21 protein-coding genes are annotated in these 23,588 nt (G+C 66.4%); 11 read left to right on the forward strand and 10 right to left on the reverse strand.

From position 1 onward, the window contains the following. Positions 1 to 76 precede the first annotated feature (76 nt). The 4 genes from dctP to P7A97_RS02100 form a co-directional block, all read right to left on the reverse strand. Positions 77 to 1,066: a C4-dicarboxylate TRAP substrate-binding protein DctP gene (dctP, locus tag P7A97_RS02085; RefSeq protein ID WP_277688263.1), complete on the reverse strand. Its 990-nt coding sequence runs from the start codon at positions 1,064 to 1,066 to the stop codon at positions 77 to 79. A 232-nt stretch (positions 1,067 to 1,298) separates the two neighbouring features. Continuing rightward, positions 1,299 to 1,697, reverse strand: coding sequence for a YkgJ family cysteine cluster protein (locus tag P7A97_RS02090; RefSeq protein WP_277688264.1), 399 nt, complete (start codon positions 1,695 to 1,697; stop codon positions 1,299 to 1,301). Positions 1,698 to 2,047: 350 nt separating this feature from the next. Beyond that, on the reverse strand, positions 2,048 to 3,085 hold the full coding sequence (locus P7A97_RS02095) for an AraC family transcriptional regulator (protein WP_277688265.1): 1,038 nt from the start codon (positions 3,083 to 3,085) through the stop codon (positions 2,048 to 2,050). An 8-nt stretch (positions 3,086 to 3,093) separates the two neighbouring features. Continuing rightward, complete coding sequence (locus tag P7A97_RS02100) at positions 3,094 to 4,011, reverse strand: GGDEF domain-containing protein (protein WP_277688266.1); 918 nt, start codon at positions 4,009 to 4,011, stop codon at positions 3,094 to 3,096. A 361-nt stretch (positions 4,012 to 4,372) separates the two neighbouring features. Between P7A97_RS02100 and P7A97_RS02105 the strand changes: the two genes are divergently transcribed. From P7A97_RS02105 to P7A97_RS02140, 8 genes are all read left to right on the forward strand, one after another. After that, positions 4,373 to 6,892, forward strand: coding sequence for a TonB-dependent receptor (locus P7A97_RS02105; RefSeq protein ID WP_277688267.1), 2,520 nt, complete (start codon positions 4,373 to 4,375; stop codon positions 6,890 to 6,892). A gap of 193 nt (positions 6,893 to 7,085) precedes the next feature. Further along, on the forward strand, positions 7,086 to 9,014 hold the full coding sequence (locus P7A97_RS02110) for a phytase (RefSeq protein WP_277688377.1): 1,929 nt from the start codon (positions 7,086 to 7,088) through the stop codon (positions 9,012 to 9,014). A gap of 123 nt (positions 9,015 to 9,137) precedes the next feature. Then, positions 9,138 to 9,845 (forward strand): protein TolQ, encoded by a 708-nt coding sequence (tolQ, locus tag P7A97_RS02115; protein ID WP_277688268.1) that lies wholly within the window; start codon positions 9,138 to 9,140, stop codon positions 9,843 to 9,845. A gap of 10 nt (positions 9,846 to 9,855) precedes the next feature. Further along, positions 9,856 to 10,299 (forward strand): protein TolR, encoded by a 444-nt coding sequence (tolR, locus tag P7A97_RS02120; RefSeq protein ID WP_277688269.1) that lies wholly within the window; start codon positions 9,856 to 9,858, stop codon positions 10,297 to 10,299. Continuing rightward, complete coding sequence (locus P7A97_RS02125) at positions 10,296 to 11,078, forward strand: energy transducer TonB (protein WP_277688270.1); 783 nt, start codon at positions 10,296 to 10,298, stop codon at positions 11,076 to 11,078. The genes tolR and P7A97_RS02125 overlap by 4 nt, the downstream gene beginning before the upstream one ends. Positions 11,079 to 11,182: 104 nt before the next feature. Continuing rightward, positions 11,183 to 13,138, forward strand: a complete 1,956-nt coding sequence (locus tag P7A97_RS02130) for a PhoX family phosphatase (RefSeq protein WP_277688271.1) — start codon at positions 11,183 to 11,185, stop codon at positions 13,136 to 13,138. A gap of 282 nt (positions 13,139 to 13,420) precedes the next feature. After that, positions 13,421 to 13,837 carry a group II truncated hemoglobin gene (locus P7A97_RS02135; RefSeq protein ID WP_277688272.1) on the forward strand — a complete coding sequence of 139 codons (417 nt, stop codon included), beginning with the start codon at positions 13,421 to 13,423 and terminating at the stop codon, positions 13,835 to 13,837. 102 nt (positions 13,838 to 13,939) lie between these two features. After that, the gene (locus P7A97_RS02140) at positions 13,940 to 14,122 is read left to right on the forward strand and encodes a hypothetical protein (protein WP_277688273.1); all 183 of its coding nucleotides are present in this window, start codon (positions 13,940 to 13,942) and stop codon (positions 14,120 to 14,122) included. A 141-nt stretch (positions 14,123 to 14,263) separates the two neighbouring features. Here the strand turns inward: P7A97_RS02140 and P7A97_RS02145 are convergent, their stop codons facing one another. The 6 genes from P7A97_RS02145 to P7A97_RS02170 all read right to left on the reverse strand — a co-directional run bounded on the left by P7A97_RS02145 (position 14,264) and on the right by P7A97_RS02170 (position 20,981). Continuing rightward, positions 14,264 to 15,241 carry an alpha/beta hydrolase gene (locus P7A97_RS02145; RefSeq protein WP_277688274.1) on the reverse strand — a complete coding sequence of 326 codons (978 nt, stop codon included), beginning with the start codon at positions 15,239 to 15,241 and terminating at the stop codon, positions 14,264 to 14,266. Positions 15,242 to 15,375: 134 nt separating this feature from the next. Continuing rightward, on the reverse strand, positions 15,376 to 16,800 hold the full coding sequence (gene mdtD, locus P7A97_RS02150; protein ID WP_277688275.1) for a multidrug transporter subunit MdtD: 1,425 nt from the start codon (positions 16,798 to 16,800) through the stop codon (positions 15,376 to 15,378). 60 nt (positions 16,801 to 16,860) lie between these two features. Then, a complete protein-coding gene (locus P7A97_RS02155; RefSeq protein WP_277688276.1) occupies positions 16,861 to 17,025 on the reverse strand; it encodes a hypothetical protein in 165 nt (54 codons plus the stop codon). Beyond that, a complete protein-coding gene (locus P7A97_RS02160) occupies positions 17,022 to 18,149 on the reverse strand; it encodes a PepSY-associated TM helix domain-containing protein (RefSeq protein ID WP_277688277.1) in 1,128 nt (375 codons plus the stop codon). The genes P7A97_RS02155 and P7A97_RS02160 overlap by 4 nt, the downstream gene beginning before the upstream one ends. A 95-nt stretch (positions 18,150 to 18,244) precedes the next feature. Next, complete coding sequence (locus P7A97_RS02165) at positions 18,245 to 18,934, reverse strand: 3'-5' exonuclease (protein ID WP_277688278.1); 690 nt, start codon at positions 18,932 to 18,934, stop codon at positions 18,245 to 18,247. Between the two features lie 127 nt (positions 18,935 to 19,061). Further along, complete coding sequence (locus P7A97_RS02170) at positions 19,062 to 20,981, reverse strand: putative nucleotidyltransferase substrate binding domain-containing protein (protein WP_277688279.1); 1,920 nt, start codon at positions 20,979 to 20,981, stop codon at positions 19,062 to 19,064. A 122-nt stretch (positions 20,982 to 21,103) separates the two neighbouring features. On the opposite strand from P7A97_RS02170, the gene P7A97_RS02175 reads away from it, so the two are divergent. The 3 genes from P7A97_RS02175 (at position 21,104) to P7A97_RS02185 (ending at position 23,555) form a co-directional block, all read left to right on the forward strand. Further along, complete coding sequence (locus tag P7A97_RS02175) at positions 21,104 to 22,150, forward strand: nitronate monooxygenase (RefSeq protein ID WP_277688280.1); 1,047 nt, start codon at positions 21,104 to 21,106, stop codon at positions 22,148 to 22,150. Further along, entirely contained in the window at positions 22,147 to 22,344 is a 198-nt protein-coding gene (locus P7A97_RS02180) for a hypothetical protein (RefSeq protein WP_277688281.1), read from the forward strand. Before P7A97_RS02175 ends, P7A97_RS02180 begins: the two co-directional genes overlap by 4 nt. Positions 22,345 to 22,559: 215 nt before the next feature. After that, positions 22,560 to 23,555: an ABC transporter substrate-binding protein gene (locus tag P7A97_RS02185; protein WP_277688282.1), complete on the forward strand. Its 996-nt coding sequence runs from the start codon at positions 22,560 to 22,562 to the stop codon at positions 23,553 to 23,555. Positions 23,556 to 23,588: the final 33 nt, after the last annotated feature.

Here is a 23,588-nt window from a genome sequence, read left to right on the forward strand (position 1 = left end):
ACGACCCCGCGACGGACTGTCGGCAGGGTCTGTGGTTGCGGGCATGTGCCCGCAACACGGGTGGCTCGGGCCACTCTTACTGGTTGGCGGCTTCGGCGGCCTTGATCAGGTCAGGACCGATCTCGCCCTCGAACTTCTTCCACACCGGCTTCATCGCCTCGCGCCACTCGGCACGTTGCTCAGGGGTGAGGGTGAGGATTTCGGTGGTCTTGGCGTCGAGGATGCGCTGCTTGTCGCCCTGGTTCAGCGCGTCCGCCTGCTTGTTCACCTCGGCGGTGACTTCGACGACGATCTTGCCCAGCTCGCTGCGCACGTCTTCCGGCAGGCCGTTCCAGAACTTGGTGTTGGTGATCAGCATGTAGTCCAGCAGGCCGTGGTTGGACTCGGTGATGTACTTCTGCACCTCATGCATCTTCTGGCTGTAGATGTTCGAGTAGGGGTTCTCGGCACCGTTGACCACGCCGGTCTGCAGGCCCTGGTAGACCTCGGCGAAGCTCATCTTGCGCGGGTTGGCGCGCACGGCCTTGAACTGCTCTTCCAGTACGGCGGAAGCCTGCACGCGGAACTTCTGGCCACGGGCATCCTTGGGCTCGAGTAGCGGCTTGTTGGCCGACAGCTGCTTCAGGCCGTTGTGCCAGTAGGCCAGGCCGGTGATGCCCTTGGATTCCATCGAGGTCAGCAGCTGCTGGCCTTCAGGGCTCTGCTGGAAGCGGTCGACCGCGGCCATGTCGTCGAACAGGAACGGCAGGTCGAACACCTGCAGCTGCTTGGTGTACTGCTCGAACTTGGCCAGCGACGGGGCGATGATCTGCACGTCGCCGAGCAGCAGCGCTTCCATTTCCTTGCCATCGCCGAACAGCGAGGAGTTCGGGTACACCTCGACTTTCACTTTGCCGGGCAGGCGTTCTTCGGCCAGTTTCTTGAACATCAGGGCGCCCTGGCCTTTCGGCGTGCTGTCGGCGACCACGTGGGAGAACTTGATGACAATCGGATCGGCGGCCTGGGCCAGGCTGGAAATGCCGAAGGACAGGGCGCAGGCGAGCGCCATGGCAGTCTGCTTGAACATGCGGAGTTTTCCTTTGTTGTGATTGTTGGGTCGAAGCGCGTGGCACGCCTCGCTTACTTAAACACTGTAGACGGGGCGGCATCGGGGGTAGCTATAGCAACCCGGATGCCAGCTCGGAAAACGCCTGCAGCCCACTGTTTTCGAGGGCTTCGCTCACTGCGGTGGCGGTTTTTCGCCAGGTGACAGGAAGTGCCTGGCGAAAAACCGCCAGTACCTGCCGGGGCTTCTGATGTTACGACTGCTTGGGGCGCCAGGCACAGTAACCGGGGCGTGGACCGATGCGCGGGTGGTTGCGGCAGGTGTCCGGGCGCTTGTCGTAGATGGTGCACAGGCGCGTCTTGCGGTCCAGGTACATGCAGTCGTTGTTGCTCATGCGGGTCAGGGTGAATATTCCCGACTTGGCGTTGAAGCGCTCGATCATGCCGTCCTTCTGCAGGCGTTTGGCGATGTTCTTCGGCGGCTCGCCGCGCTCGAATTCGTCGACCAGGCCGATGCGGATCAGGTCGCTGATGCGCACTTCCACCGGCAGGGTGCAGCAGGTGGACATGCAGCTGCTGCACATGTCCTTGTTGTACTTGCTCCAGGTTTCCAGGCGGTCGATTTCGGCGGCGGCGATCAGTTGCGGTTTCATCTTCGGGCTCGGTTGCGCGCTGGCGCAGGATCAGGGCGCGCGATCATAGCCGGCGCATGGCGTTTGTGAACCCTTTCCCGCTCGGTGGCAATGTAAGCTTTGGCTTACAAGGCGTGCCGGCGAACGCTGCTGTCAGATTGCCAGCGGCAAGATTAATCTTGCTTTCAAGGACTTAGCGCAGGAAGCGCACCAGAAATAACAGGGACATGAGGGATTGTTCGCCAGGACGGCGCACCGATCACGGATGTCAGGAACCAGTCTGCAGAGCCCCGCATCAGCGGGGTTTTCTTTTTTCTGCCGCGACAATCGCCGTGGCGCTGGTGTAACCCACCCATCATCGTTTTCCCGGTTCAGCCTGCCTGCCAGCGCTGGCGCAGTGCGCTGGGCGCCAGCCCGGTCCAGCGCTTGAACGAGCGGCGGAAGTTGGTGGCGTCGTGAAACTGCAGGTAGGCCGCCACTTCATCATTGCTCTGCCCCTTGATCTGGTAGAGGTACAGGGCCATGTGCTTGCGCGCCAGGTCGAGCTGCTCTTGGAAGTGCGTGCCGTGCTTGTGCAGCTTGCGCTTGAGGGTCGAGGGGCTCATGCCCAGGGCCAGTGCCACGCTGTCCAGTTGCGGCGGGCGGCGCAGGTTGGCCAGCAGGTGGCGGTACAGGTGGTCGAGTAGGCTGCTGTGAAAACCCAGTTGCTCCAGCAACTGTTCGCTCTGCTGCTGGGCGGCGCTGCCCGCTGTTTGTGCGGCGCCCGGCCAAGGTTGGTGCAAATACTCACGCGGCAGGCTGAGCAGGTCCAGCGGGGCATCGAAGCGCACCTCCTCGCCCAGGTGCACCCAGTACTGTTCCACCTGGCGCGGCCGCGCCTGGGCAATGCTCACTTGCCAGGGCAGCGGTGCGCCGGCCAGCCAGCGGCTCATGGCCAGCAGCGCGGTCATCGCCGACTCGACCAGAAAGCGCTGCTGATTGCCGGCGCCGCAGCTGTCCAGCCAGTACAGGTGGACGTGGTGTTCGTCGAGCAGCAGGCGCGGGCTGAGCAGGGGGCTGAGCAGGGCGCGCTGGCGACAGAGGATATCCAGCGCCTGGCCCAGGTTGGTGGCGTGCTGCAGGGCGTGGCTGGCGGCGCCGTAGTGGCCGGGCAGCAGCCGCTGGCCGAACAGGAAACGGGTGTCGTCGGCGGCCAGCAGGCGCTCGCCATTGTCGATCAGTTGCAGGAACTGCTGCGGGCTCAGGCGCGCATGGCCGGTTTGCAGGTCTTCGTGGAACAGGCCGGTGCCGCGCAGCAGGCGATGGCTATCGATGCCACGCGACAGCGCCAGGTCGACCAGTACCGCCGGCTGCCAATGGCCGGGGATGAAGCGGCTGTCGTTCTCGTACCAGGCGTTCTTCAGGGTCATGGCGGGCCTCAGGCGCTGCGCGGGTAGCGCGGCTGCTTGGCGCGGGCCAGGGCCAGGTTGAGGCGCTGCAGCAAGCCATCGGCATCGTCCTGCAGGGCCATCACGCTGGCCACGCTGGCGCGCAGCTGCAGGCGCTCGCCGTGGGCGCGGGCCTTGTGCGCCAGATGCTCGACGGCCTGGCGCAGCTCCTCGGCCAGCTGCCGGGCCTGGCGCTCGCCGGTATCGGGCAGCAGCACTACGAAGCGGTCGCCGGCCAGGCGGCAGAGCAGGTCCTGGTGGCGCAGGTTGAGCAGCAGCAGCTGGCTCAGGGCCTGCAGCACGCGGTCGCCCTCGGCGTGGCCGTGCAGGTGGTTGATGCGGCTGAAGTCGTCCAGGTCGAGGATCACCAGCGACAGCGGTTGCTGCGCGGAGCGGGCCTGCTGCAGCGCCTGCTCCAGCTGGCGGCGCAGGTACTCGGCGGTGTTCAGCGGGGTCAGCTTGTCGAACAGGCGGTGCTCGCGGAACAGCCGCTCGCGCTTCTCCATCTGTGCGCTGATGGCCAGCTGCTCGCGGTGCCAGTGGTAGATGCCGAGGGTCAGCAGCACCAGGCCCAGTGGCATGGGCGCGGACTCCAGCCAGTGATCCCAGGTGATGCTATCCGGCAGTTTTATGAACTCGTCGAGGGCATCCACCCACCAGGAAAAGAACACCAGGCCCAGGCCCATGGCCAGCAAGCTAGTGACCCGTCCGGTCGGCCGGCTCTTCAGCACCAGGCCGAGCCAGACCAGGCACAGCAGGGCCGAGCCACCTTCGCCGAGGATATCCAGCCAGACCCATTCGGCCAGCGGCTTGATCTGCCCTGCGCCCAGGTGCAGCAGCAGGGCGAGGTTGCTGGCCAGCAGCAGGGCGGCCAGTTTCAGGCGGTGCAGTCTGAGCAGCGAGGGCATGGGCAGGGCTCCGAGTAGCGTTGCGCGCAGCAGAACAGAGCCATGTGACGGAATGGTTGCAGTGGGGGAGGTCGATTTGGCTCAGAGGTTTTTGTCGTCGCTCGGGAGCTAGGTGGCAATTGTGGGAGCGGCTTCAGCCGCGATGCGCTGTGGTTGCTGGCATCGCGGCTGAAGCCGCTCCCACAAAAGCATTCGGCAGCCAGGTCATTTCAGTTCAATTGGCTCGGCAAATCCCGGCAAAGCCCCGTGTTTCGCGGGTTCGGCGCGGTGCTGTCACGCAACCGTCATACCGCACTCCTAGCTTGCGCTCCCAGTCGCCGGCCATTGCCGCCGGCCAACAGGCTTATCTGGGGAGATCAGCATGCACAAGCGACAACTCAATGCCCGCCGGGCGGGCTTTCGTATCAGCGTCCTGGCGCTGGCCATCGCCACCACGCCGCTGTGGGCGGCCGAAGAAGGCGTCGAACACGTCAACGTGGTCGGCCAGGCCGCCAGCCTGGACCAGGCCCTGAAGGAGCAGCGCCGCGCCGACCAGATCGAGAGCGTGGTGCATGCCGATGGCGTGGCCCAGTTGCCGGACCAGAACGCCGCCGAAGCGGTGCAGCGCCTGCCGGGTGTGTCGGTCGAGCGCGACCAGGGCGAAGGCCGTTTCGTCAGCGTGCGCGGTCTGGGCCCGGACCTCAACAGCGTGACCATCAACGGCACCCTGGTGCCGGCGCCGGAGAGTGACCGCCGCGCCGTGGCGCTGGACGTGTTGCCGGCCGAGCTGGTGCAGTCGCTGTCGGTGGTCAAGAGTCTGACCCCAGACATGGACGCCAATTCTCTCGGCGGCACCATCGAGGTGGAGAGCCTGTCCGCCTTCGACCACGACGGCCTGTTCTACACCGGCAGCGGCGAGGCCAGCTACGACGACAACAGCGAGCAGACCAGCCCGAAATTCTCCGGTGCCATCAGCGATCGCTTCAGCCTCGGCGACGGCATCGACAACTTCGGTGTGGCCGCCGCGTTGAGCTGGCAGCAGCGCGACTTCGGCTCCGATAACGTGGAGACCGGCGGCGACTGGGACTTCGAGGACGGCGCCCGCCTGCAGCAGCTGGAGCAGCGTGACTACGACATCCGCCGCGAACGCAGCGGCCTGGGCCTGAACTTCGACTACCGCCCGGACGACTACTCCAGCTATTACCTGCGCACCCTGTACAGCCGCTTCAAGGACACCGAGACGCGCAACGCCGCTGGCGTCGAGTTCGCCGATGCCCAGCTGCCCGGCGAGAGTGGCGACGCCGAGGGCTGGCGCGAGCTGAAGGATCGCGAGGAAACCCAGGACATCCAGTCCTACGTGTTCGGCGGCGAGCGCCTGATCGGCCAGTGGACGCTGCAGGGCCAGGTCGGCTACAGCCAGGCCGAGCAGGACACCCCCGGGCACATCGCCGGTGCCGTGTTCGAGGGCAACGACGACTTCGCCGACGTCGGCTTCGGCGACAGCAAGAAGCCGCGCCTGAATATCGGTGACGACTTCTACGACCCGAGCAACTTCACCCTCGACGAAGTGGAGTGGGCCGAGGAGAACACCGAGGACACCGAGAAGAACATCAAGCTCGACCTGGCCCGCGACTACGACCTGGCCGGCTACGCGGCGCAGGTCAAGTTCGGCGGCAAGCTCAGCCGGCGCGACAAGAGCAATGACACCGATATCTGGACCTACGAAGACCTCGACGCCGTGTTCAGCGACGCCGAACTGAACATGGATCAGTTCAGCAAGGGCCAGGTCGACTACAGCCTGGATCGTTTCGGTCCCGGCCTGTCGGCGGACAGGATCGAGAGCCTGCTCGGTGGCCTCAACCGCGCCGACTACTACAACGAGGAAGAGTCGCGGGTGAACGACTTCGACATGAGCGAAGACATCGACGCGGCCTACCTGATGCACACCCTCGACATCGACGATCTGCGCATCATCGCCGGCCTGCGCTACGAGGGCACCGAGTTCGAGGCCAAGGGCACCGGCATCCGCGACGGCGACTACGAGGCCATCGAGGCCAGCAACGATTACCACCACTGGCTGCCCGGCTTGCACGCGCGCTACCAGCTGGACAAGGACACCCAGCTGCGTTTCGCCTGGACCAACAGCGTGGTGCGGCCGACCTTCGGCCAGCTGGCGCCGGGCTTCGTCATCGACGGCGACGAGGCCAGCTTCGGCAACCCGACGCTTGACCCGCTGGAGTCGCGCAACTTCGACCTCGGCATCGAGCACTACCTGGGCCGCGCCGGCGTGGTGTCCGCCTTCCTGTTCTACAAGGACATCGAAAACTTCGTCTACAACGCCGACCTGGCCGGCACTGGCGACTGGCTGGCGTTCGACGAGGCGAATACCTTCGCCAACGGTGACAGTGCCGACCTGTGGGGCTTGGAGCTGGCCTACTCGCAGAAGTTCGACTGGCTGCCGGCGCCGTGGAACGGCCTGCTGCTGGGCGCCAACGCCACCTTCAGCCGCTCCGACGCCAGCATCAGCGGCTTCGACACGGACAGCGGACGCAACCTGGAGCGCGACATCGACCTGCCGTTCCAGTCCGACACCATCGGCAACCTGATGCTCGGCTGGGAGAACGACAAGCTCAGCCTGCGCCTGTCGGCCAACTACAAGTCCGACTACCTGTACGAGGTGGCGAGCATCGACGACAAGCAGCACGACCTGCACGTGGATGACCAGGTGTTCGTCGACTTCAGCGCCGGCTACTACCTGACCAAGGGCCTGCAGCTGCGCTTCGAGGCGCAGAACATCACCGACGAGAGCTACTACGTCTACGCCGGCAGCCGTTCCTACAACGCCCAGTACGAAGAGTACGGGCCCACCTACAAGCTGGGCCTGACCTACACCAACTTCTGATTGAAATCGACCTGCTGCGCGTCGGTCATGCGTCGTTGGAAGAAGCCTCAGGATGCTCATTTACCACTCGTAAATTCCGCTCCTTCGGCTGCTCCCGCCTAGCCTGGCTCTAGCTCGCGAGGTCTTGCATTGGCGTGTGCCCGGACAGGCATGCGCCCAACGCATCGCTAAGGACATCAGCTGTATGAAACCCATGTTTACCCATTCCCTGTTGCTCGCCAGCCTCCTGTTGGCAGGCTGCGACCAGCTACCGTCGGCGGCCTCCGCCGCCAGCCCGAGCCTGGCCCTCAGCCCCTGGGGCGCCTCGGCCAAGGTCAAGGCCGAAGACCTGCGCTTCGTGCCTGCCGAGCTGACTGCTGGCGCTGACCTGCGCGTTGCCGCCAGCGAGCGCAACGGCTTGCTCCTGCTCGATCAGGACGGCGCCGAACTGGCGCGCCTGCCAGGCAGTTACTCGACGTTGGACAGCCGCGTCGCCGGCCAGCAGCTGATCGTCGCCAGCCTGGACAACGCCACCCAGCAGGCCGCCCTGGTCAGCCTGGATGTCGCCGCCCGGCAGTGGAGCCGCCCGCAGCTGCTGCCGGCGCGCGACTACGCCATCAGCGGCCTGTGCCTTTACCGCGACGATGCGGCCAACCTCTACCTGTTCCTGATTGGCGAAGACGGCCAGGGCGAGCAGTGGCTGGTCGGCGCCGGAAACCAGCTGAATGCCGAGGCTCAGCGCGTACGCGGTCTACCGCTGCCGCCGCAGGCCGAGTACTGCCAGGCCGACGACGCCGGCAACCGGCTGTTCGTCAACGAGGAGAACGTTGGCCTGTGGGCCTACCCGGCCCATCCGGAAGCCGATGCCAGCCGCGTGCCGGTGGATATCCGCGCGCCGTTCGGCAGCCTCAAGAACAGCGCCGGGGCCATGGTCAGCGTGCCTGGCGGCCTGCTGGCGCTGGACCCCGGCGCCGCCGCACTGCACCTCTACCAACAGCAGGGCGAAGCCTGGCAACCCGTATCCAGCCTGCCGCTGAAGGGCCTGGAAGAGCCCGAGCGCCTGGCCGTGCGCAGTACCGAAAAAGGCTTGGGGTTGCTGGTGCAGGACGATGGCGCCGGGCGCTTCTACCAGGGCGAGCTGAACTGGCAGCCGGCCGCCGTCGAGCTGCCGCCAGTGCTGGCGAATGTCCCGGCCCTGCGCCAGAGCGAGCCGGTCGGCCGCCACGGCGACGCCGCCGACGATCCGGCGATCTGGGTGCACCCCGAGCAGCCGGCGCTGTCGCGCGTACTCGGCACCAACAAGAAGCAGGGCCTGCTGGCCTATGACCTGGACGGCAAGCTGCTGCAGGAGCTGCCGGTCGGCCGCCTGAATAATGTCGACGTGCGCGCCGGTTTCGACCTCGGCGGTACCACAGTGGATCTGGCCGTGGCCAGCAACCGCGACCACGACAGCATTCACCTGTTCGCCATCGACCGGGTCAGCGGCGAGCTGCGCGAGGCCGGTGAGATCCGCACGCCGATCAAGGAGATCTACGGCATCTGCCTGTTCCAGCCGGCATCCGGCGAGCTGTACGCCTTCGCCAATGGCAAGGACGGCAGCTTCCTGCAGTACCGCCTGGACGGAGCCAGCGGCGAAGTGAAAGGCGAACTGGTACGGCGTTTTGCGGTGGACAGCCAGCCCGAGGGCTGCGTCGCCGACGACCAGCGCCAGCGCCTGTTCCTCGGTGAGGAGGATGCAGGCGTGTGGGCCGTGGACGCCCGCGCCGATGGCCCGACCGAGCTGACCTCGGTGCTGAGCGTGGGCGAGGTGCTCAAGGCCGACGTCGAGGGCCTCGGCCTGTACCAGGCCGGCACGCAGGACTACCTGGTGATCTCCAGCCAGGGCAACGACAGCTACGTGGTGCTGGATGCCGAACCGCCCTATGCGCTCAAGGGCGCGTTCCGCGTCGGCCTCAACGGCGCGCTGGGCATCGACGGCGCCTCCGAGACCGACGGCCTGGAAGTCACGGCCGCCAATCTCGGCGGGCCCTGGAGCCAGGGCATGCTGGTGGTGCAGGACGGCCGCAAGCGCATGCCGGAGGCCACGCAGAACTTCAAGCTGGTGCCCTGGAGCGAAGTGAGCAAGGCGCTGAAGTTGGACTGACTGTCATCAGCCAGTAACCGCGACGTAATCGAATAGCACCCATTCACCCTCTCCTCTGGGAGAGGGCAGGGGTGAGGGATGTGCCACGCACGACTCATCCCGCCATGCCAAAGGAGCCACATCATGCACGCCACCCTCGAACAGATGACCGTCTGGAGCCTGATCGGCGACGCCAGCCTGCTGGTCAAACTGGTCATGCTGACCCTGCTCGCCGCCTCGTTGGCCAGCTGGTACCTGATCATCCAGCGCAGCCTGCTGCTGGGCCGTTGCGAGCGCCTGCACAAGGACTTCCTCAAGCGCTTCCGTCAGCAGGGCGACCTGGCCCAGCTGTACCGCGAAGGCAACGAGCAGGCCGACGCTGACGCCGCGCTGGAGCGACTGTTCCGCGCCGGCTACGGCGAATTCGCCCTGCTTCAACGCCAGCCCGGCGCCAGTCACGAGGCGGTGATCGACGGCGTCGAGCGCGGCCTGCTGGTGGCCATCGCCGAGCAGGAGGAGCGCCTGGAAAAAGGTCTGCCCTTCCTCGCCACGGTCGGTTCGGTCAGCCCTTACATCGGTCTGTTCGGCACCGTGTGGGGGATCATGAATTCCTTCATCGGTCTGTCCCAGGTACAGCAGGCGACCCTGTCCACCGTCGCACCGGGTATCGCCGAGGCGCTGATCGCCACCGCCATCGGCCTTTTCGCGGCGATTCCCGCCGTGGTCGCCTACAACCGCTTCGCTGCCCGCGTGGCGACGTTGAGTGCGCGCTTCTACGCCTTCGGCAACGAGCTGCAGGGACGCCTGCAGCGCAAGCTGCAGGGTGCGCCGAACCTGTCCCAGGCCGCCTGAGGAGAGGGCCATGCGCAAACCGCACAGCAAGTACGGCGCCAAGGCCGAGATGAACGTGGTTCCCTATATCGACGTGATGCTGGTGCTGCTGGTGATCTTCATGGTCACCGCGCCCATGCTCACCCAGGGCGTCAAGGTCGAGCTGCCCAAGGTCGCCGCCGAGGCGCTGCCGGCTGACAGCCAGCAGCAGATACTCACCCTGTCGGTGCAGGCCGATGGTGGCTACTACTGGAACCTCGGCCCCGAGCTGGATATCGACAGCCGTGGCGACAGCGCGGTGGACCTGGCCGAGATGAGTGCCAAGGTCGGCGCGCTGATCGCCGCCAACGGTGACACCCAGGTGTATATCCGTGCCGACGGCGGCGTCGATTACGCCCGCGTGGTGGCCGGCATGGCCGCGCTGCAGCAGGGCGGGGTGAGCAATCTCGGCCTGATTACCGAGGCGCCGCAGTGAGTGCCGCGCTGATGTCTTCGTCGAGCCTGAATTTCCCCCGTTTGCCGAGTCCCCTGGCCTGGCGCAACTGCGTAGCCGCCGGGGTGGCGCTGGGCCTGCACGCTCTGGTGCTGGGGCTGCTGCTGGCGCAGTGGCCGAGCAGCGTGCCCGAGGCGCCGCAGGTGCGCACCCTGACCACCCGCTTGATCACCCTGATGCCGCCCGCAACGCCGCAGCCGGAAGTTGTGCCGCTGCCGCCCGTAGCGCCCGAGCCGGTCAAGCCGCTGGAGCCCGTGGTGGAGGTGCCTAGGCCTGATCCGCGTATTCAGCAGCAGAAGCTGGAGCAGGCCGCCTTGGCTCGCAAGCGGGTAGAGGAGCGGAAGCGCGAGGAGCAACGCCTGGAGCAGCAGAGACTGGAACGTGAGCGTGTCGAGCAGCAGCTGGCTCGCCAGCAGGAACAGCAGCGCCTCGCCGCCGAACAGGCCCTGGCCGCCGAGCGCGCCCGCCAGGCCGAAGTGGCCGCGGCCGCCAGTCGCCAGTACCTGCCGATTGCCAAGGAAGCGCCGGACTACCCCGAACGTGCCCTGGACAAGGGCATCGAAGGCGATTGCACGGTGAGCTACCGGGTCAACCCGCAGGGCCGGGTGGAGAACCCGCAAGTGGTTGGCGAGTGTCATCCGCTGTTTATCCGCCCGTCACTTTCCGCCGCTAAAAGCTTCCGCTACCAGCCACGCATCGTCGATGGCCAGGCCGTAGCCGTGGACGGGGTGAAGAACACCTTCCACTACCGCATCGAATAACTCCGCACTGCCAGCCCACCTCGACCACCCCCTCTCCCTGCGGGTGATGGCCGGGGTGCGGGCCAGGCAACGCCCTGCAGACCAACCAGAATCGAGACCCCGTGATGAGCCACGAACACAACCAGTTCCACGCCCGCCTGGAAGCCCACGATGACATCGCCATCAACCCCAGCGCCAACCCGACGCTGGCCGAGCTGATCAACCCGAGCCGGCGCAACGTGCTCAAGGGCGGCCTGAGCCTGGCCGCGCTGGGCTTCTTCGCCGGCGGCATCAGCGCGTGCGGCAAGGCCAGCGCCAGCCCGCTGCTGAATTTTCGCGGTGTGCCCGTACAGCTTGACCCGCAGTTCGATCAGGTGCTGGTCGCCGAGGGCTACCGCGCCGTGCCGTTCTTCTCCTGGGGCGACCCGGTGGAAGCCGGTGCGCCGACCTGGAACCCGGACGCCAGCGACGACTGGCAGGCCCAGCTCAAGCAGGCCGGCGACAACCACGACGGCATGGAATTCTTCGCCTGCGAAGGCGAGGAGGGGCGTGGCCTGCTGGTGATGAACCACGAGTACGTCAACCCACCGCTGCACCCGTCCGGGCAGATCGACCAGTCCAAGCCGCGTCCGTTGGCCGAAGTGCGCAAGGAGCAGGCCGCCCACGGCGTGTCGGTGATCGAGGTGAAGCAGGGCGCCGACGGCCAGTGGCAGCGGGTCATGGATTCGCCCTACAACCGCCGCATCAGCATGCTCACGCCAATGCGCATCGCCGGGCCGCTGGCCGGGCTCGATGCGATGAAGACCGCCAGCGACCCCAGCGGCCTGGAGGTGCTCGGTACGCTGAACAACTGCTCCACCGGCATCACGCCCTGGGGCACCTTCCTCACCTGCGAGGAAAACTGGCACAACTACTTCATCAACCGCGATAAGCAGGACTACGAGAGCCGCGTGTCGCACAAGCGCTATGGTCTGGCCAAGGAAGGCACGAGCAAGAACTACGCCTGGGAAACCGCCGATCCGCGCTTCGACGCCACGCCCTATGCCGAGCAGCCCCACGGCGGCCACGTCAACGAGCCGCACCGCTTCGGCTGGGTGGTGGAGATCGACCCCTTCGATCCGCAGAGCCAGCCGGTCAAGCGCACCGCCTTCGGCCGCTTCAGCCGCGAATGCGCGGCGCTGAGCATGACCGCCGACGGCCGCCTGGCCTACTACTCCGGCGATGACTCGAAAGGCGAGTACGTCTACAAGTTCGTCCCTGCCGGGCGCTTCGACGCCGCCAACCCCAAGGCCAGCCGCGACCTGCTGGACGCGGGCACCCTGTATGCCGCGCGTTTCGATGCCGATGGCAGCGGCCAGTGGCTGGCCCTGGTGCACGGGCAGAACGGCCTGACGGCAGAGCACGGCTTCGCCAGCCAGGAAGAGGTGCTGCTCAACGCACGTGCCGCCGCCGACCGCGCCGGTGCCACGCCGATGGACCGCCCCGAGTGGGCCGCGGTGCACCCCAAGACCCGCGAGGTCTACGTCACCCTGACCAACAACGACGGGCGCGGCGACAAGCAGCCCACCGACAAGGCCAACCCGCGCCCGCACAACCTGCACGGGCAGATCCTGCGCTTCAATGAACAGGACGCCGACCCGACCGCCACGGCCTTCACCTGGGAGCTGTTCCTGCTGGCCGGCGAAGCCAAGGGTGCCCGTGACAAGGACGGCAAGGCCGTGCCGGCCAACCTCACCGGCACCATCGACGGCGACCTGTTCTCCTCGCCGGACGGCCTGGCCTTCGACGTCGCCGGGCGCCTGTGGATCCAGACCGACTACGACGACATCGATCCGGCCATGCACAACATGGGCTGCAACCAGCTGCTTTGTGCCGACCCGCGTACGCGCGAAGTGCGTCGCTTCATGGTCGGTCCGCGCGGCTGCGAAATCACCGGCCTGGCCTGGAGCCCTGATGGCAGGACCATGTGGGCCAATATCCAGCACCCCGGCATCAGCTACCCGGCCAGCGACGGTCACACCCGCCCGCGCTCGACCACGGTGATGATCACCCGGGAGGATGGTGGGGTGATCGGCGCCTGAGTGTTGGCTGTAGGTTGGGGCGTGGCGGTTATGGGCGCCAACCTATGGCTGCGCCGGTCCCTTCGGCGCTGGGTTGATCGCGGCTGAAGCCGCTCCCACAGGATGTTCCGGGCTTGTGTGGGAGCGGCTTCAGCCGCGAATCGGGCAAGCCTCTGCTGCTTGGCTCGGGCTCTCGTGGACATTCGGGCATCACCTCACGAACGCGCTGCCAATCGACGCATCCGCGGGTGGGCTCGGCAGCCTTGGTCGCTTAACATTTCGGTCTTTCTCGGAGGGCGGAACATGAGCGAAACCTACGGCGTCGGCGACGCCTCCTATCGCGCTGCAGGCGGCATCGATGGCCTGCGCCGGCTGGTGGACGACTTCTATCGCTACATGGACGAGCTGCCCGAGGCCGCGGAGGTGCGTGCCCTGCATCCCGCGAGCCTGGATTCGGCCCGCGACAAGCTGGCGTGCTTTCTCAGTGGCTGGCTGGGCGGGCCGCGGTTGTTCGCCGAGAGGTATGGCGCCATCGGCATTCCCAGCTTCCATGCGCAGTGGCCGATTGGTCCAGCTCAGGCCGAGGCCTGGCTGCTGTGCATGGAAAAGGCCATCGCCGAGCAGCCTTATGCCGCTGACTTCGCCACCTACCTGCTGGCCCAGTTGCGCGTTCCGGCGCAGCGCATCGTTCAGGCCAGCGGCGCGCGGCACGGGCACTAGCGGCTGTTATCGGCCGCAGGCATAGACACTATCGAAAGCAGCGATTTCCGCTCGAAACCGCTGCCGCCTAGAGTGGCTCCACGTTCACAGGAGATCACTCAGATGCCCCGTATCGACATCATGTCCATGATCGGCAGCGCCGTCCCTGAGGCGTTGCGTAGCAGCGGCCATCTGGTCTGCTGGTATGTGCTGGTCGACGGCGTGGCGTGCTCCGGGCCTTTCGTTGCCCCCGATCTGGCCGAGGATGCCAAGCGCTTTTTCCAGCGCCACCTGCGCCCGCTCTGACGTTCCTGCCCCCGATGCTCCTGCGCTGACAATGGCGCATTTGGCAGCCCCGGCTGCCTGTTTATTCCCTAGCTTGCCCGCCCATCCCCGGCGGGCTTTTTTTATCTGCTCCAATTGCCTGCGCACTACTGTCGGGCGAGGTTATGGCGACAGGTCGCGCAGGATGGTCGAGCGCCTGGCCTCGTCCTGGGGAAACACCCGGCCGTTGCGCAGGCACTCGAACAGGTGCTCGAACACCACGCCGGGGCGACCCCTGGCGTCGCTGCGGAAGTAGGAGTGGCCCTTGGGCATGTCGTAGCGGGTGTTCACGTCGTCGCAGTCCACCGCGTACAGGTTGTGCGGGGCCAGGTCCATGTTTTCCGGGCCGCTGTGGCCGAGGCGGCGCGAGGCGATGCGGTTCTTCAGGTTGGCCGCCTTGCTGCCGCGCAGGGCCAGGTCGTCGGAGGCGTAGTAGACCACCACGTTGCGCGAGGCGTGAGAGATCAGCTCGCCGCGCTGGCCACGGTGGATGCTCTCGTTCTCGATGTCCGCCGCCACCAGGAAGGTGTTGCGAAACAGCATGGGCACGCCGTTGGCCAGGTCGTAGCGATCCCACTCGCAGAGAGTCTCGCGCAATACCCGGTTACCCATGGAGTGGGCCAGCACGTTGATGCGCTTGAGGCAGCTTTCCTCCCCGGCTTCCTCGCGGCGGTCGCGCCAGCGCATGAACAGGCTGAGCGCGCGGGCCAGGGAGATGGCGCTGTAGTCGGCGGACTTCTGGTCGTCCCAGTAGTCCTGGACGATGCCCAGGTCGTTGTCGCAGGGCCAGATGACCGGGATCACCAGCACTTCCTTCGGGTCCTTCAGGTCGCACAGATCCTGGAATTCCTGCGCTGCGGCGAAGATGTCGTCGGGCAGGTTGGAAAATCCGTGAATGTACAGCAGCACCTGGCGGCGCGGAGCCTTCTGCAGGCGATCGAGAAAGGCCTGGCTGCCCACTTCGATCAGCTTCTTCTTGCTCTTGCGCTCGCAGAAGTACACCGAGTGGCTGGGGGCGTTGTTACGCAGGTCGAACTCAAAGGGGCGGCCGGCGACCGTCTCGATCGAGGCCGTGGGGAAGCGGTTGGTGATGAAGAGCATGGATGTTCTCCCGTGGCGTGGCGGCGATGGGCAGAACAACGCGGGAGAAAGGGACGGCGCACTCCTGTGCATCCGGCCTCTGCCTGATCTAACGCTAGGCCGGCTGCAGAGCGGCGCCACTACCATTCGGCGCCTCAGTCTTCGGGGCGGCTGGCCAGGATGCGCGCACGACGGCCGTCGACGCTGGCCAGTTGCAGGAAAATTCCGGCCGCCAGCATGGTCAGCACGCCGACGCAGAGGAAGGTGGCCTGGAAGGCGCCGAGCACGCTGCTCACCTCCTGGCCGATGCTGGCGCTGAAGCCGCCGAGCAGGGCGGCGGCGCAGGCCACGCCCAGGCTTAGCGAGAGCTGGGCGACCACCGACAGCAGGCTGTTGCCGCTGCTGGCGCTATGGTCGTCGAGGTCGATCAGGGTCACGGTGTTCATTGCCGTGAACTGCAGCGAGTTGATGCCGCCGAGCACTGCCAGCTGGGTCAGCAGCAGCCAGGTCGGGTAGTCGCCATCGACCAGCGCCAGGCTGGCCAGGCCGAGGCCCAGCGCCAGGGTGTTGCTAGCAAGTATCACGCGGTAGCCGAAGTGCTCGATCAGTGGGCGCGCCAGGGACTTGGCCAGCATCGCCGCCAGCGCCAGGGGGATCATGCTCATGCCGGCCTCGGCCGGCGAATAACCCAGCGCCACCTGCAGCAGCAGCGGCACCAGGAACGGCAGGGCGCCGCTGCCCAGGCGCGAGAACAGGTTGCCGAGAATGCCGACGGCGAAGGTGCGGGTGCGAAACAGGCTGGGGGCGAACAGCGGTTGCTCGATATGCCCGGCGCGCAGCCAGTAAGCGGCCAGGCAGGCCAGGCCGGCGAACAGCAGGAGCATCACCCGCAGGTGCGGCAGGTGCAGCTCGCCGAGGCCCTCCAGGGCGATAGTGATCAGCACCATGGCGGCGCCGAACAGCAGGAAACCGGGAATGTCGAAGCGGCTGCGCTCGGGCCCGCGCAGGTCCGGCATCAGTTTGAACGCGGCGATGCAGCCGAGCAGGCCGACCGGCAGGTTGAGCAGGAAGATCCAGTGCCAGGAGGCGTACTCCACCAGCCAGCCACCCAGGGTCGGGCCGATCAGCGGGCCGAGCAGGCCGGGAATGGTGACGAAGCCCATGATCCGCACCAGGTCGCTGCGCGGGTAGGCGCGCAGCACTACCAGACGGCCCACCGGCAGCATCAGGGCACCGCCCAGACCCTGGACAATGCGCGCCAGTACCAGCTGGGTAAGGTTGGCCGACAGCGCGCACAACAGCGAGCCGAGGCTGAACAGCACGATGGCGCTGAGGAAAATGCGCTGGGTGCCGAAGCGGTCCGACAACCAGCCGGAGGCGGGAATCACGATGGCTACGGTGAGCATGTAGGCGATCACCACCGACTGCATGCGCAGCGGGTCTTCGTGCAGGTCGCCGGCCATGGCCGGCAGCGCCGTGTTGAGAATGGTGCCGTCCAGGGTCTGCATGAAAAAGGCGATGGCCACCACCCAGGGCAACAGGCGGGCGGTGGTGGCGGGCAATGGCAGCGAGCTGGGCATGAGAGGCCTTGCTGGGGTGGTTGTCTGGACTCTAGGTGCCTGGCGCGTGTGTGGCCAGCCTTAGCCCCTTCGCGGCAGCAGCGCCCAGCAACCGATCAACGCCGGCAGGCCGAGACCAAGCCAGGCCAGGGCGTCCCAGGCGCCATCGCCAAGCAGGGCAACGACAAGCCCGGCGGCGCCGAGCACCGCCAGCAGGCCTGGCAGCAGGAAGGTCGACTGCCTCACGCCACCACCTCGTCGCGCAGGGCCGCGCGTGGCGCGCGGCGGCGCACCCACCAGAGGTACAGGCCGCTGCCGAGGACGATGATGGTCAGCACGTCGAGTACCGCCCAGAGCAGCTGCATCGGCCGCCCGCCGTAGTCGCCGAAGTGCAGCGGCTGCGACATGGCCAGCGCGTCCATGTACCAGGGGCGTTCACCCACGGCGGTCACGGCCAGGGTCTGCGCGTCGATCAGTACCGGCGTCCACAGGTGCGAGGTCAGGTGGCTGTCGCCGACCATGAACACGGCGTAGTGGTGCTCACTGGAAAAACGCGTGCCGGGGAAGGCGATAAAGTCCGGGCGCATGCCGGGTGCGGCTGCACCCGCGATGCGCAGCAGTTCGTCGGCCGGCGCGCGCGAGGTCAGCGGAGGGGCATCACGATAAGGCTCGACCATGGCCGCCAGGGTGTCGTTGCGCCAGGCCTCGATCAGTAGGTCGGCGCAGGCGCTGATCACCCCGGTGATGCCCACCGTCAGCGCCCAGGCCAGGGTCACGATACCGAGCAGGTTGTGCAGGTCGAGCCAGCGCAGGCGGGTGGATTTGTCGCGGCGCACCTCGGCGAACTTCAGCTTGCGCATGAACGGCGCGTAGAGCACCACGCCGGAGACGATGGCGAGCACGAACAGCAGCCCCATAAAGGCCAGCAGCCACTTGCCCGGCAGGCCGGCGAGCAGGTCCACGTGCAGGCGCAGCATCAGCATCATGACGCCGCCATTGGCCGCCGGCATCGCCACGGCTTCGCCCGTGCGTGCGTCGAGCATGAAGGTGTGCGAGGCATTGGGTTCGGTGCCGGCCGTGGCGGCGGTGATGGCCACCACGCCGTTGGGCTCGTCCGCTTCCCAGCCGAGGTATTGCAGCACCTCGCCGGGACGATGCTGCTCGGCGGCCTCGACCAGTTGCTGCAGCTCCAGGCGCGGCGTGTCCGCGGCCATCTCGCGCAGCTCGGGGGCTTCGCCGAGCAGGTGTTCCAGCTCATGGTGAAAGATCAGCGGCAGGCCGGTCAGGGCCAGCAGCAGGAGAAACAGGGTGCAGATCAGGCTGGTCCAGGTGTGGATGAAGGACCAGCGACGAAGGGTGGTTGAACGCATGGTGCTGGCGGCCGGACTGCAGGGCCGCGCAGTTTAATCAGCCGCTGACGGTGCTGGAACCAGGAAAAATCTACCGCGGTCATCGGCAACCTCTATTACAGCGAGGGCACGGTCTGTCGTCTGCGCCATGACTGTGCCCGGCGCTGCAGTTCGGCCAGGCTATCGAGGCCCTGGCGGCGTGCCTGGCTGAACAGGATCAGTGTCAGCTCGGCGGTGGCCAGGGCATCGGCGCTGGCGTTGTGGCGTTCGGCGGCCTGCAGTTTGAAGTAGTCCAGCCAGTCATCCAGCCCGACACGGCGCTGCGGCCCTCTGGGGCAGAGCAGAGGTGCCAGGTCGGCGACATCGATAAAGGGGTGTTGCAGGCGATAGCCGAGCTGGCGTTTCAGTGCCCGCTGCAGCATGTGCTGGTCGAAGGGCGCATGGAAGGCCAGTAGCGGGCTGTCGCCGACGAAGTCCATGAATTCGAGTAGGGCTTCGGTCGGCTCGCGGCCGGCGGCGATGGTGCTGGGCGCGATGCCGTGGATCAGGGTGCTGGCGCTGGCCTTGTGATTGGGCTGGCACAGGGTGCATTCGAACTGTTGGGAGAAGTCGATGGCGCCATGCTCGATCACCACTGCACCGATGGCCAGCAGGTGGTCGCGCTGCAGGTTGAGGCCGCTGGTTTCCAGATCCACGACCACCAGGCGCTGCGCGCTCAGCGGGCGGTCATCCAGCGGGCGCGGCGCCGTCAGCCCGTCGCAGCGCGGATCGTAGGTGGGCCTGAGCCAGTCGAGGACGCGTTTCATTGGGCGGCATATCCTGTGGGAGCGGCTGGGCGGCACGCCGCTTTAGCCGCGATTGGGGCAATAGCCGCATTAGAGTTGCCTGGTTTTATCGCGGCTAAAGCCGCTCCCACGGAGAGAGAAGGTGTTGTCATAACGGATACCTCAGCGCCAGGCTGGCCTGCAGGCGCTGGGCCTGGCGGAAGGACTCGCGCAGGATGCGCCGGTCCAGGTGGTTGAGGCTGTCCGGATCGAGGCGGTTGGAGAACTCCAGGCCCTGCGCCGCCTGATGCTGGTGCAGTTGCAGGCGGGTCTGCTGGATGAAGTGGTAGGCCTCTTCGTAGGCCGCGCCGTCCTGGGGTTCGATCACTTCGCGGCGTACCAGTTCGGCGAAGCGACGCTGGGTGTTGCACTCGTCCACGCCGTGGGCCAGGGCCAGCAGGCGGGCGCCGTCGACGAAGGGCGTCAGGCCTTCCTTCTTCAGGTCCAGGGTGTCCTTCTCGACACCCTTGCGCGCCACCACGAAATCGCGGAAGCGCCCCAGGGGCGGGCGATGGCTCAGGGCGTTGGCGGCCAGCATGCGCTGGAAGATGCCGTTACCGGCGATGTCGGCGAACAGTTGCCGGCGCAGCTGCGTGCAACCCTCCTCGGGGCCCCAGACCACGCGCAGGTCGAAGTAGATGCTCGAGCCCAGCAGGTTTTCCGGCGTGGCCTCGCGTACGAAGCTGGCGAAGCGCCGTGCCCACTCCTGGCGCGACAGGCACAGCTCGGGGTTGCCGGCCATGATGTTGCCCTGGCACAGGGTGAAGCCGCAGTCGGCCAGCAACTGGTTGATGCGCCGTGCGCGTGGCAGCAGCAGCTGGCGGATGCGCTCGGCCTCGGCGGCGCCGTCGGCTTCGAACAGAATGCCGTTGTCCTGGTCGGTGTGCAGGGTCTGCTCGCGGCGGCCTTCGCTGCCGAAGACCAGCCAGGTAAAGGGCACGCCGGGGTCGCCGAGCTCCTCCAGTACCAGCTCGATCACTCGGCTCACGGTGTGGTCGTTGAGCAGGGTGATCAGCTGGGTGATCTGTGTCGAGCTGGCGCCGTGGGCGAGCATGCGTTGCACCAGCAGGCGGATGTCGCCGCGCAGCGCCACCAGGGTGTCGATACGCGGCGCCTGGCGGATGGTGCGTGCCAGGTGCACCAGGTCGACGCGTTGCAGGGAGAACAGGTCGCGTTCGGAGACCACGCCGACCAGGTGCTCGTCCTCCACCAGGCAGATGTGGGCGATATGTCGCTCGGTCATCGCCAGAGCCGCGTCGAAGGCCGTGGCCTGGGGGGGCAGGTGGAACGGATGCTGGGTCATCAGCGCACTGATCGGCTGCTCCAGCGAGTCCCCGGCGGCCACCACCCGGCGCAGATCGCGCAGGGTAAAGATGCCCAGCGGGCGTTGCGCCTCATCGACGATGACGATGCTGCCGACATGCTGCTCGTGCATCTGCCGCACGGCGTCGCGCAACGAGGTGTCCGGTGGGCAGGCGACCGGTTGCTGCATGGCCAGTTCGCGCAGGCTGGTGTCCAGTGAGTACTGGGCGCCGAGGTTCTCGGCCGCGCGCAGCTGCACCTGCTGGTTGACCTGGTCGAGCAGGCTGGACACGCCACGCAGGGCGAAGTCGCGGAACACCGTGCACTGGGCGAACAGGCGGACGAAAGCGGCCTTGCCCAGCAGCAGGCAGAAGGTGTCTTCGCCCGCGAGGTGCGCGGTGCGGGTGGCACGTTCGCCGAGCAGCGCGGCCAGCGGGAAGCACTCGCCGCTGGCGATCTCGAAGGTGGTCTCGTTGCCGCCCTTGGCGCTGTGCGGGCGCTCGCCGACCACCAGGCCCTGCTTGACGATATAGAAGTGCTGCACCACGCCGTCTTGCGGGGCGATGATGGTCTCGCCAGCGGCATAGAAACGCAGTTGGCAGTTCTCTACCAGAAACGCCAGCTGGGCACTTTCCATCTGATTGAACGGCGGGTATTTGCGCAGGAACTCCATGGTGCCGTGGATGTTCTGCATCACTGCCGTCTTGCCTGCGTCTTGGATCGCCATGGGCGCTGTCCGCTGATCAGTTCTGCCCCATGTTAGTCGGGCTGGCGATCTACGCCATAGGACCTAGGTCGCAGCAGGTTATGGGCGGATAATGCCTGCTCAGGTCATGCACGGAGGTTTCCATGTCCCACGCCATCGCCGAGCTGCTCGGCATTCGCCACCCCATCATCCAGGCGCCCATGGTCGGTGTGTCGACGCCGGAATTGGCCGCGGCGGTCTCCAATGCCGGTGGCCTGGGTTCGCTGGGCATCGGTTCCAGCAGCCCGGCGCAAGCTCGTGAACTGATCGAGCAGACCCGCGCGCTGACTGACAAGCCATTCAATATCAACCTGTTTTGCCACCGTCCGGCGTGCGCCGATGCGCAGCGCGAGTCGCAGTGGCTGCAGTGCCTGCGCCCACTGTTTGCCGAGTTCGGCGCCGAGCCGCCGCAGCAACTGCGCGAGGCCTACCGGAGCTTTCTCGCCGACCCGGTGATGCTCGACCTGCTGCTGGAGCAGCGCCCGGCGGTGGTCAGCTTCCATTTCGGCCTGCCGCCGCAGGACTGGGTCGATGCGCTCAAGGCAGCCGGTATTCGCCTGCTGGCCTGTGTCACCCGTTCGGCCGAGGCGCGCCTGGCCGAAGCAGTGGGCGTCGATGCGCTGGTAGCGCAGGGCGTCGAGGCCGGCGGCCATCGGGGCGTGTTCGAGCCGGCCGCTGGCGACGCCGCCATCGGCACCCTGGCGTTGGTGCGGGTGCTGGTGCGGCAGTGTCGCCTGCCGATCATCGCCGCCGGCGGCATCATGGACGGTGCCGGCATCAAGGCCGCGCTGGCCCTGGGCGCGGCCGGGGTGCAGATGGGCACGGCCTTCGTGCTGTGCCCGGAGTCCTCGGCCAATGCCGCCTACCGCGAGGCACTGAAGAGCGAACGGGCCCACGACACGGCGATCACCGCCAATATCTCCGGCCGCCCGGCGCGTGGGCTGGTCAATCGCCTGTATGGTGATGCTGGCGCACGGCTGCCGGACTATCCCATCGCCTACGACGCGGCCAAGGCGCTGCACGCCGTGGCCAGTGCCCAGGGCTGCCACGATTTCGCAGCGCAGTGGGCTGGCCAGGGGGCGCCGCTGGTGCGCGAGCTGCCCGCGGCCGAGCTGCTGGCGCTGCTGGTCGAGGAAATGCAGCGGTCATGAAAAAAGGCCAGCGGGTTGCCCCGCTGGCCTTTTCTACCTCCGCCCGGAATCAGGGCAGGGTGAACAGCACGTGCTCTATCCACACAGTCGCTGCGTCTGTCAGCTCGCAGGCCTTGTTGTTACTGGTGCTGCTGCACAGCTTTCATTTGAATGATATTTCCTGTTTTTTTGCGTATTTTTGGCTCGATTCATGAGCGTTGCAGGATGGTGCTTGTCAATAAAAGGTTTCTGTTGAAACTATTTTTCGTTATCCTGTATGAATGTTCAGCTTTTCCAAAAGCCTCCTCACATCTCGTTTTCGGACGCTCCCGCTTTGGCGTCCTGCTTTCTGTGCGGCCCTGTCTGCACTGTCCACTTCCGCTTCGGCGGTTCCTCTGCCTCGTCTTGAGCACTGCAACTGGAGAACAATATGAAACTCTCTACCAAGCTGGCCGGCTGTCTGGCCCTGGCCCTCGGCACTTCCTCTTTCGGCGCCTTTGCCGCCGATGCGTGTGAAGTCGATCGCGCCATCAATTTCGGCGGCATGAGCTGGGATTCGAACCTGGTCATGGTCGATATCGAGCGCTTCATTCTGGAGAACGGCTACGGCTGCAAGACCCAGGTCCAGGCCGGCGAGTCGGTGGCCATCCTCGCCGGCCTGCAGCGCGGCGATGTCGACGTAATGTCTGAAGTCTGGAGCAACAGCCTGCGTGAGCCGTGGGAAAAAGCCCTGAAGACCGGCAAGGTAAAAACGGCCGGTGAGGCCTATCAGGGCGAGGAAGCCTGGTACGTTCCGCGCTACACCGCCGAGCGTTTCCCCGAGTTGAAGGCGGCCAGTGACCTGCCCAAGTTCAAGGACAAGTTCGCCGACCCGGAAGAGCCGGGCAAAGGCCGCTTCTATGGTTGCCCGGCCGGCTGGGGCTGCGATGCCACCGCGCGCAACCTGTTCAAGGCCTTCGAGCTGGGCGAGAGCTTCACCTACTACTCGCCGGGCACCGCCGCAGCGCAGCGTGCGGCCATCACCTCGGCCTACAAGCGCAAGCGCGACATCGTCTTCTACTACTGGGTGCCGACCCCGCTGGTGGGTGAGCTGGACCTGGTCAAGCTGGACATGCCGCCCTACGACGAGGCCGCGCACCAGTGCAACACTTCGGCCGACTGCGCCGATCCCAAGCCCAGCGCCTACCCGCAGAACCCGGTGCTGACCGCGCTTAACAGCGAGTTCAGCCAGCAGGCGCCGAAGCTTGCCGCGTTCTTCGCCAAGGTCAATGTGGCGCCGGACGAGCTGAACAAGGTGCTGGCCTGGGCCAATGCCGAAGGTGCCGAAAGCGACGAGACGGCGCGCCAGTACCTGCGCGAATACCCGCAGTCCTGGAGCCAGTGGCTGCCAGAGGATGTGGCCGAGCGCGTCAAACAGGCTCTCTGAGCTGCTGAACAGGCGCCAGCCTAAGGCTGGCGC

The organism is Pseudomonas sp. GOM6, assembly GCF_029537485.1.
Classification (GTDB): Bacteria; Pseudomonadota; Gammaproteobacteria; order Pseudomonadales; family Pseudomonadaceae; genus Aquipseudomonas.

Bases quoted from the DNA above. Each gene is read 5' to 3' on its own strand.
- tolR (WP_277688269.1), top strand. From the start codon at position 9,856: ATGCGCAAACCGCACAGCAAGTACGGCGCCAAGGCCGAGATGAACGTG.
- P7A97_RS02110 (WP_277688377.1), top strand. From the start codon at position 7,086: ATGTTTACCCATTCCCTGTTGCTCGCCAGCCTCCTGTTGGCAGGCTGC.
- P7A97_RS02090 (WP_277688264.1), bottom strand. From the start codon at position 1,697: ATGAAACCGCAACTGATCGCCGCCGCCGAAATCGACCGCCTGGAAACC.
- P7A97_RS02095 (WP_277688265.1), bottom strand. From the start codon at position 3,085: ATGACCCTGAAGAACGCCTGGTACGAGAACGACAGCCGCTTCATCCCC.
- P7A97_RS02170 (WP_277688279.1), bottom strand. From the start codon at position 20,981: ATGGCGATCCAAGACGCAGGCAAGACGGCAGTGATGCAGAACATCCAC.
- P7A97_RS02140 (WP_277688273.1), top strand. From the start codon at position 13,940: ATGCCCCGTATCGACATCATGTCCATGATCGGCAGCGCCGTCCCTGAG.
- P7A97_RS02130 (WP_277688271.1), top strand. From the start codon at position 11,183: ATGAGCCACGAACACAACCAGTTCCACGCCCGCCTGGAAGCCCACGAT.
- mdtD (WP_277688275.1), bottom strand. From the start codon at position 16,800: ATGCCCAGCTCGCTGCCATTGCCCGCCACCACCGCCCGCCTGTTGCCC.
- dctP (WP_277688263.1), bottom strand. From the start codon at position 1,066: ATGTTCAAGCAGACTGCCATGGCGCTCGCCTGCGCCCTGTCCTTCGGC.
- P7A97_RS02185 (WP_277688282.1), top strand. From the start codon at position 22,560: ATGAAACTCTCTACCAAGCTGGCCGGCTGTCTGGCCCTGGCCCTCGGC.
- tolQ (WP_277688268.1), top strand. From the start codon at position 9,138: ATGCACGCCACCCTCGAACAGATGACCGTCTGGAGCCTGATCGGCGAC.
- P7A97_RS02165 (WP_277688278.1), bottom strand. From the start codon at position 18,934: ATGAAACGCGTCCTCGACTGGCTCAGGCCCACCTACGATCCGCGCTGC.
- P7A97_RS02135 (WP_277688272.1), top strand. From the start codon at position 13,421: ATGAGCGAAACCTACGGCGTCGGCGACGCCTCCTATCGCGCTGCAGGC.
- P7A97_RS02160 (WP_277688277.1), bottom strand. From the start codon at position 18,149: ATGCGTTCAACCACCCTTCGTCGCTGGTCCTTCATCCACACCTGGACC.
- P7A97_RS02175 (WP_277688280.1), top strand. From the start codon at position 21,104: ATGTCCCACGCCATCGCCGAGCTGCTCGGCATTCGCCACCCCATCATC.
- P7A97_RS02105 (WP_277688267.1), top strand. From the start codon at position 4,373: ATGCACAAGCGACAACTCAATGCCCGCCGGGCGGGCTTTCGTATCAGC.
- P7A97_RS02145 (WP_277688274.1), bottom strand. From the start codon at position 15,241: ATGCTCTTCATCACCAACCGCTTCCCCACGGCCTCGATCGAGACGGTC.
- P7A97_RS02180 (WP_277688281.1), top strand. From the start codon at position 22,147: ATGAAAAAAGGCCAGCGGGTTGCCCCGCTGGCCTTTTCTACCTCCGCC.
- P7A97_RS02100 (WP_277688266.1), bottom strand. From the start codon at position 4,011: ATGCCCTCGCTGCTCAGACTGCACCGCCTGAAACTGGCCGCCCTGCTG.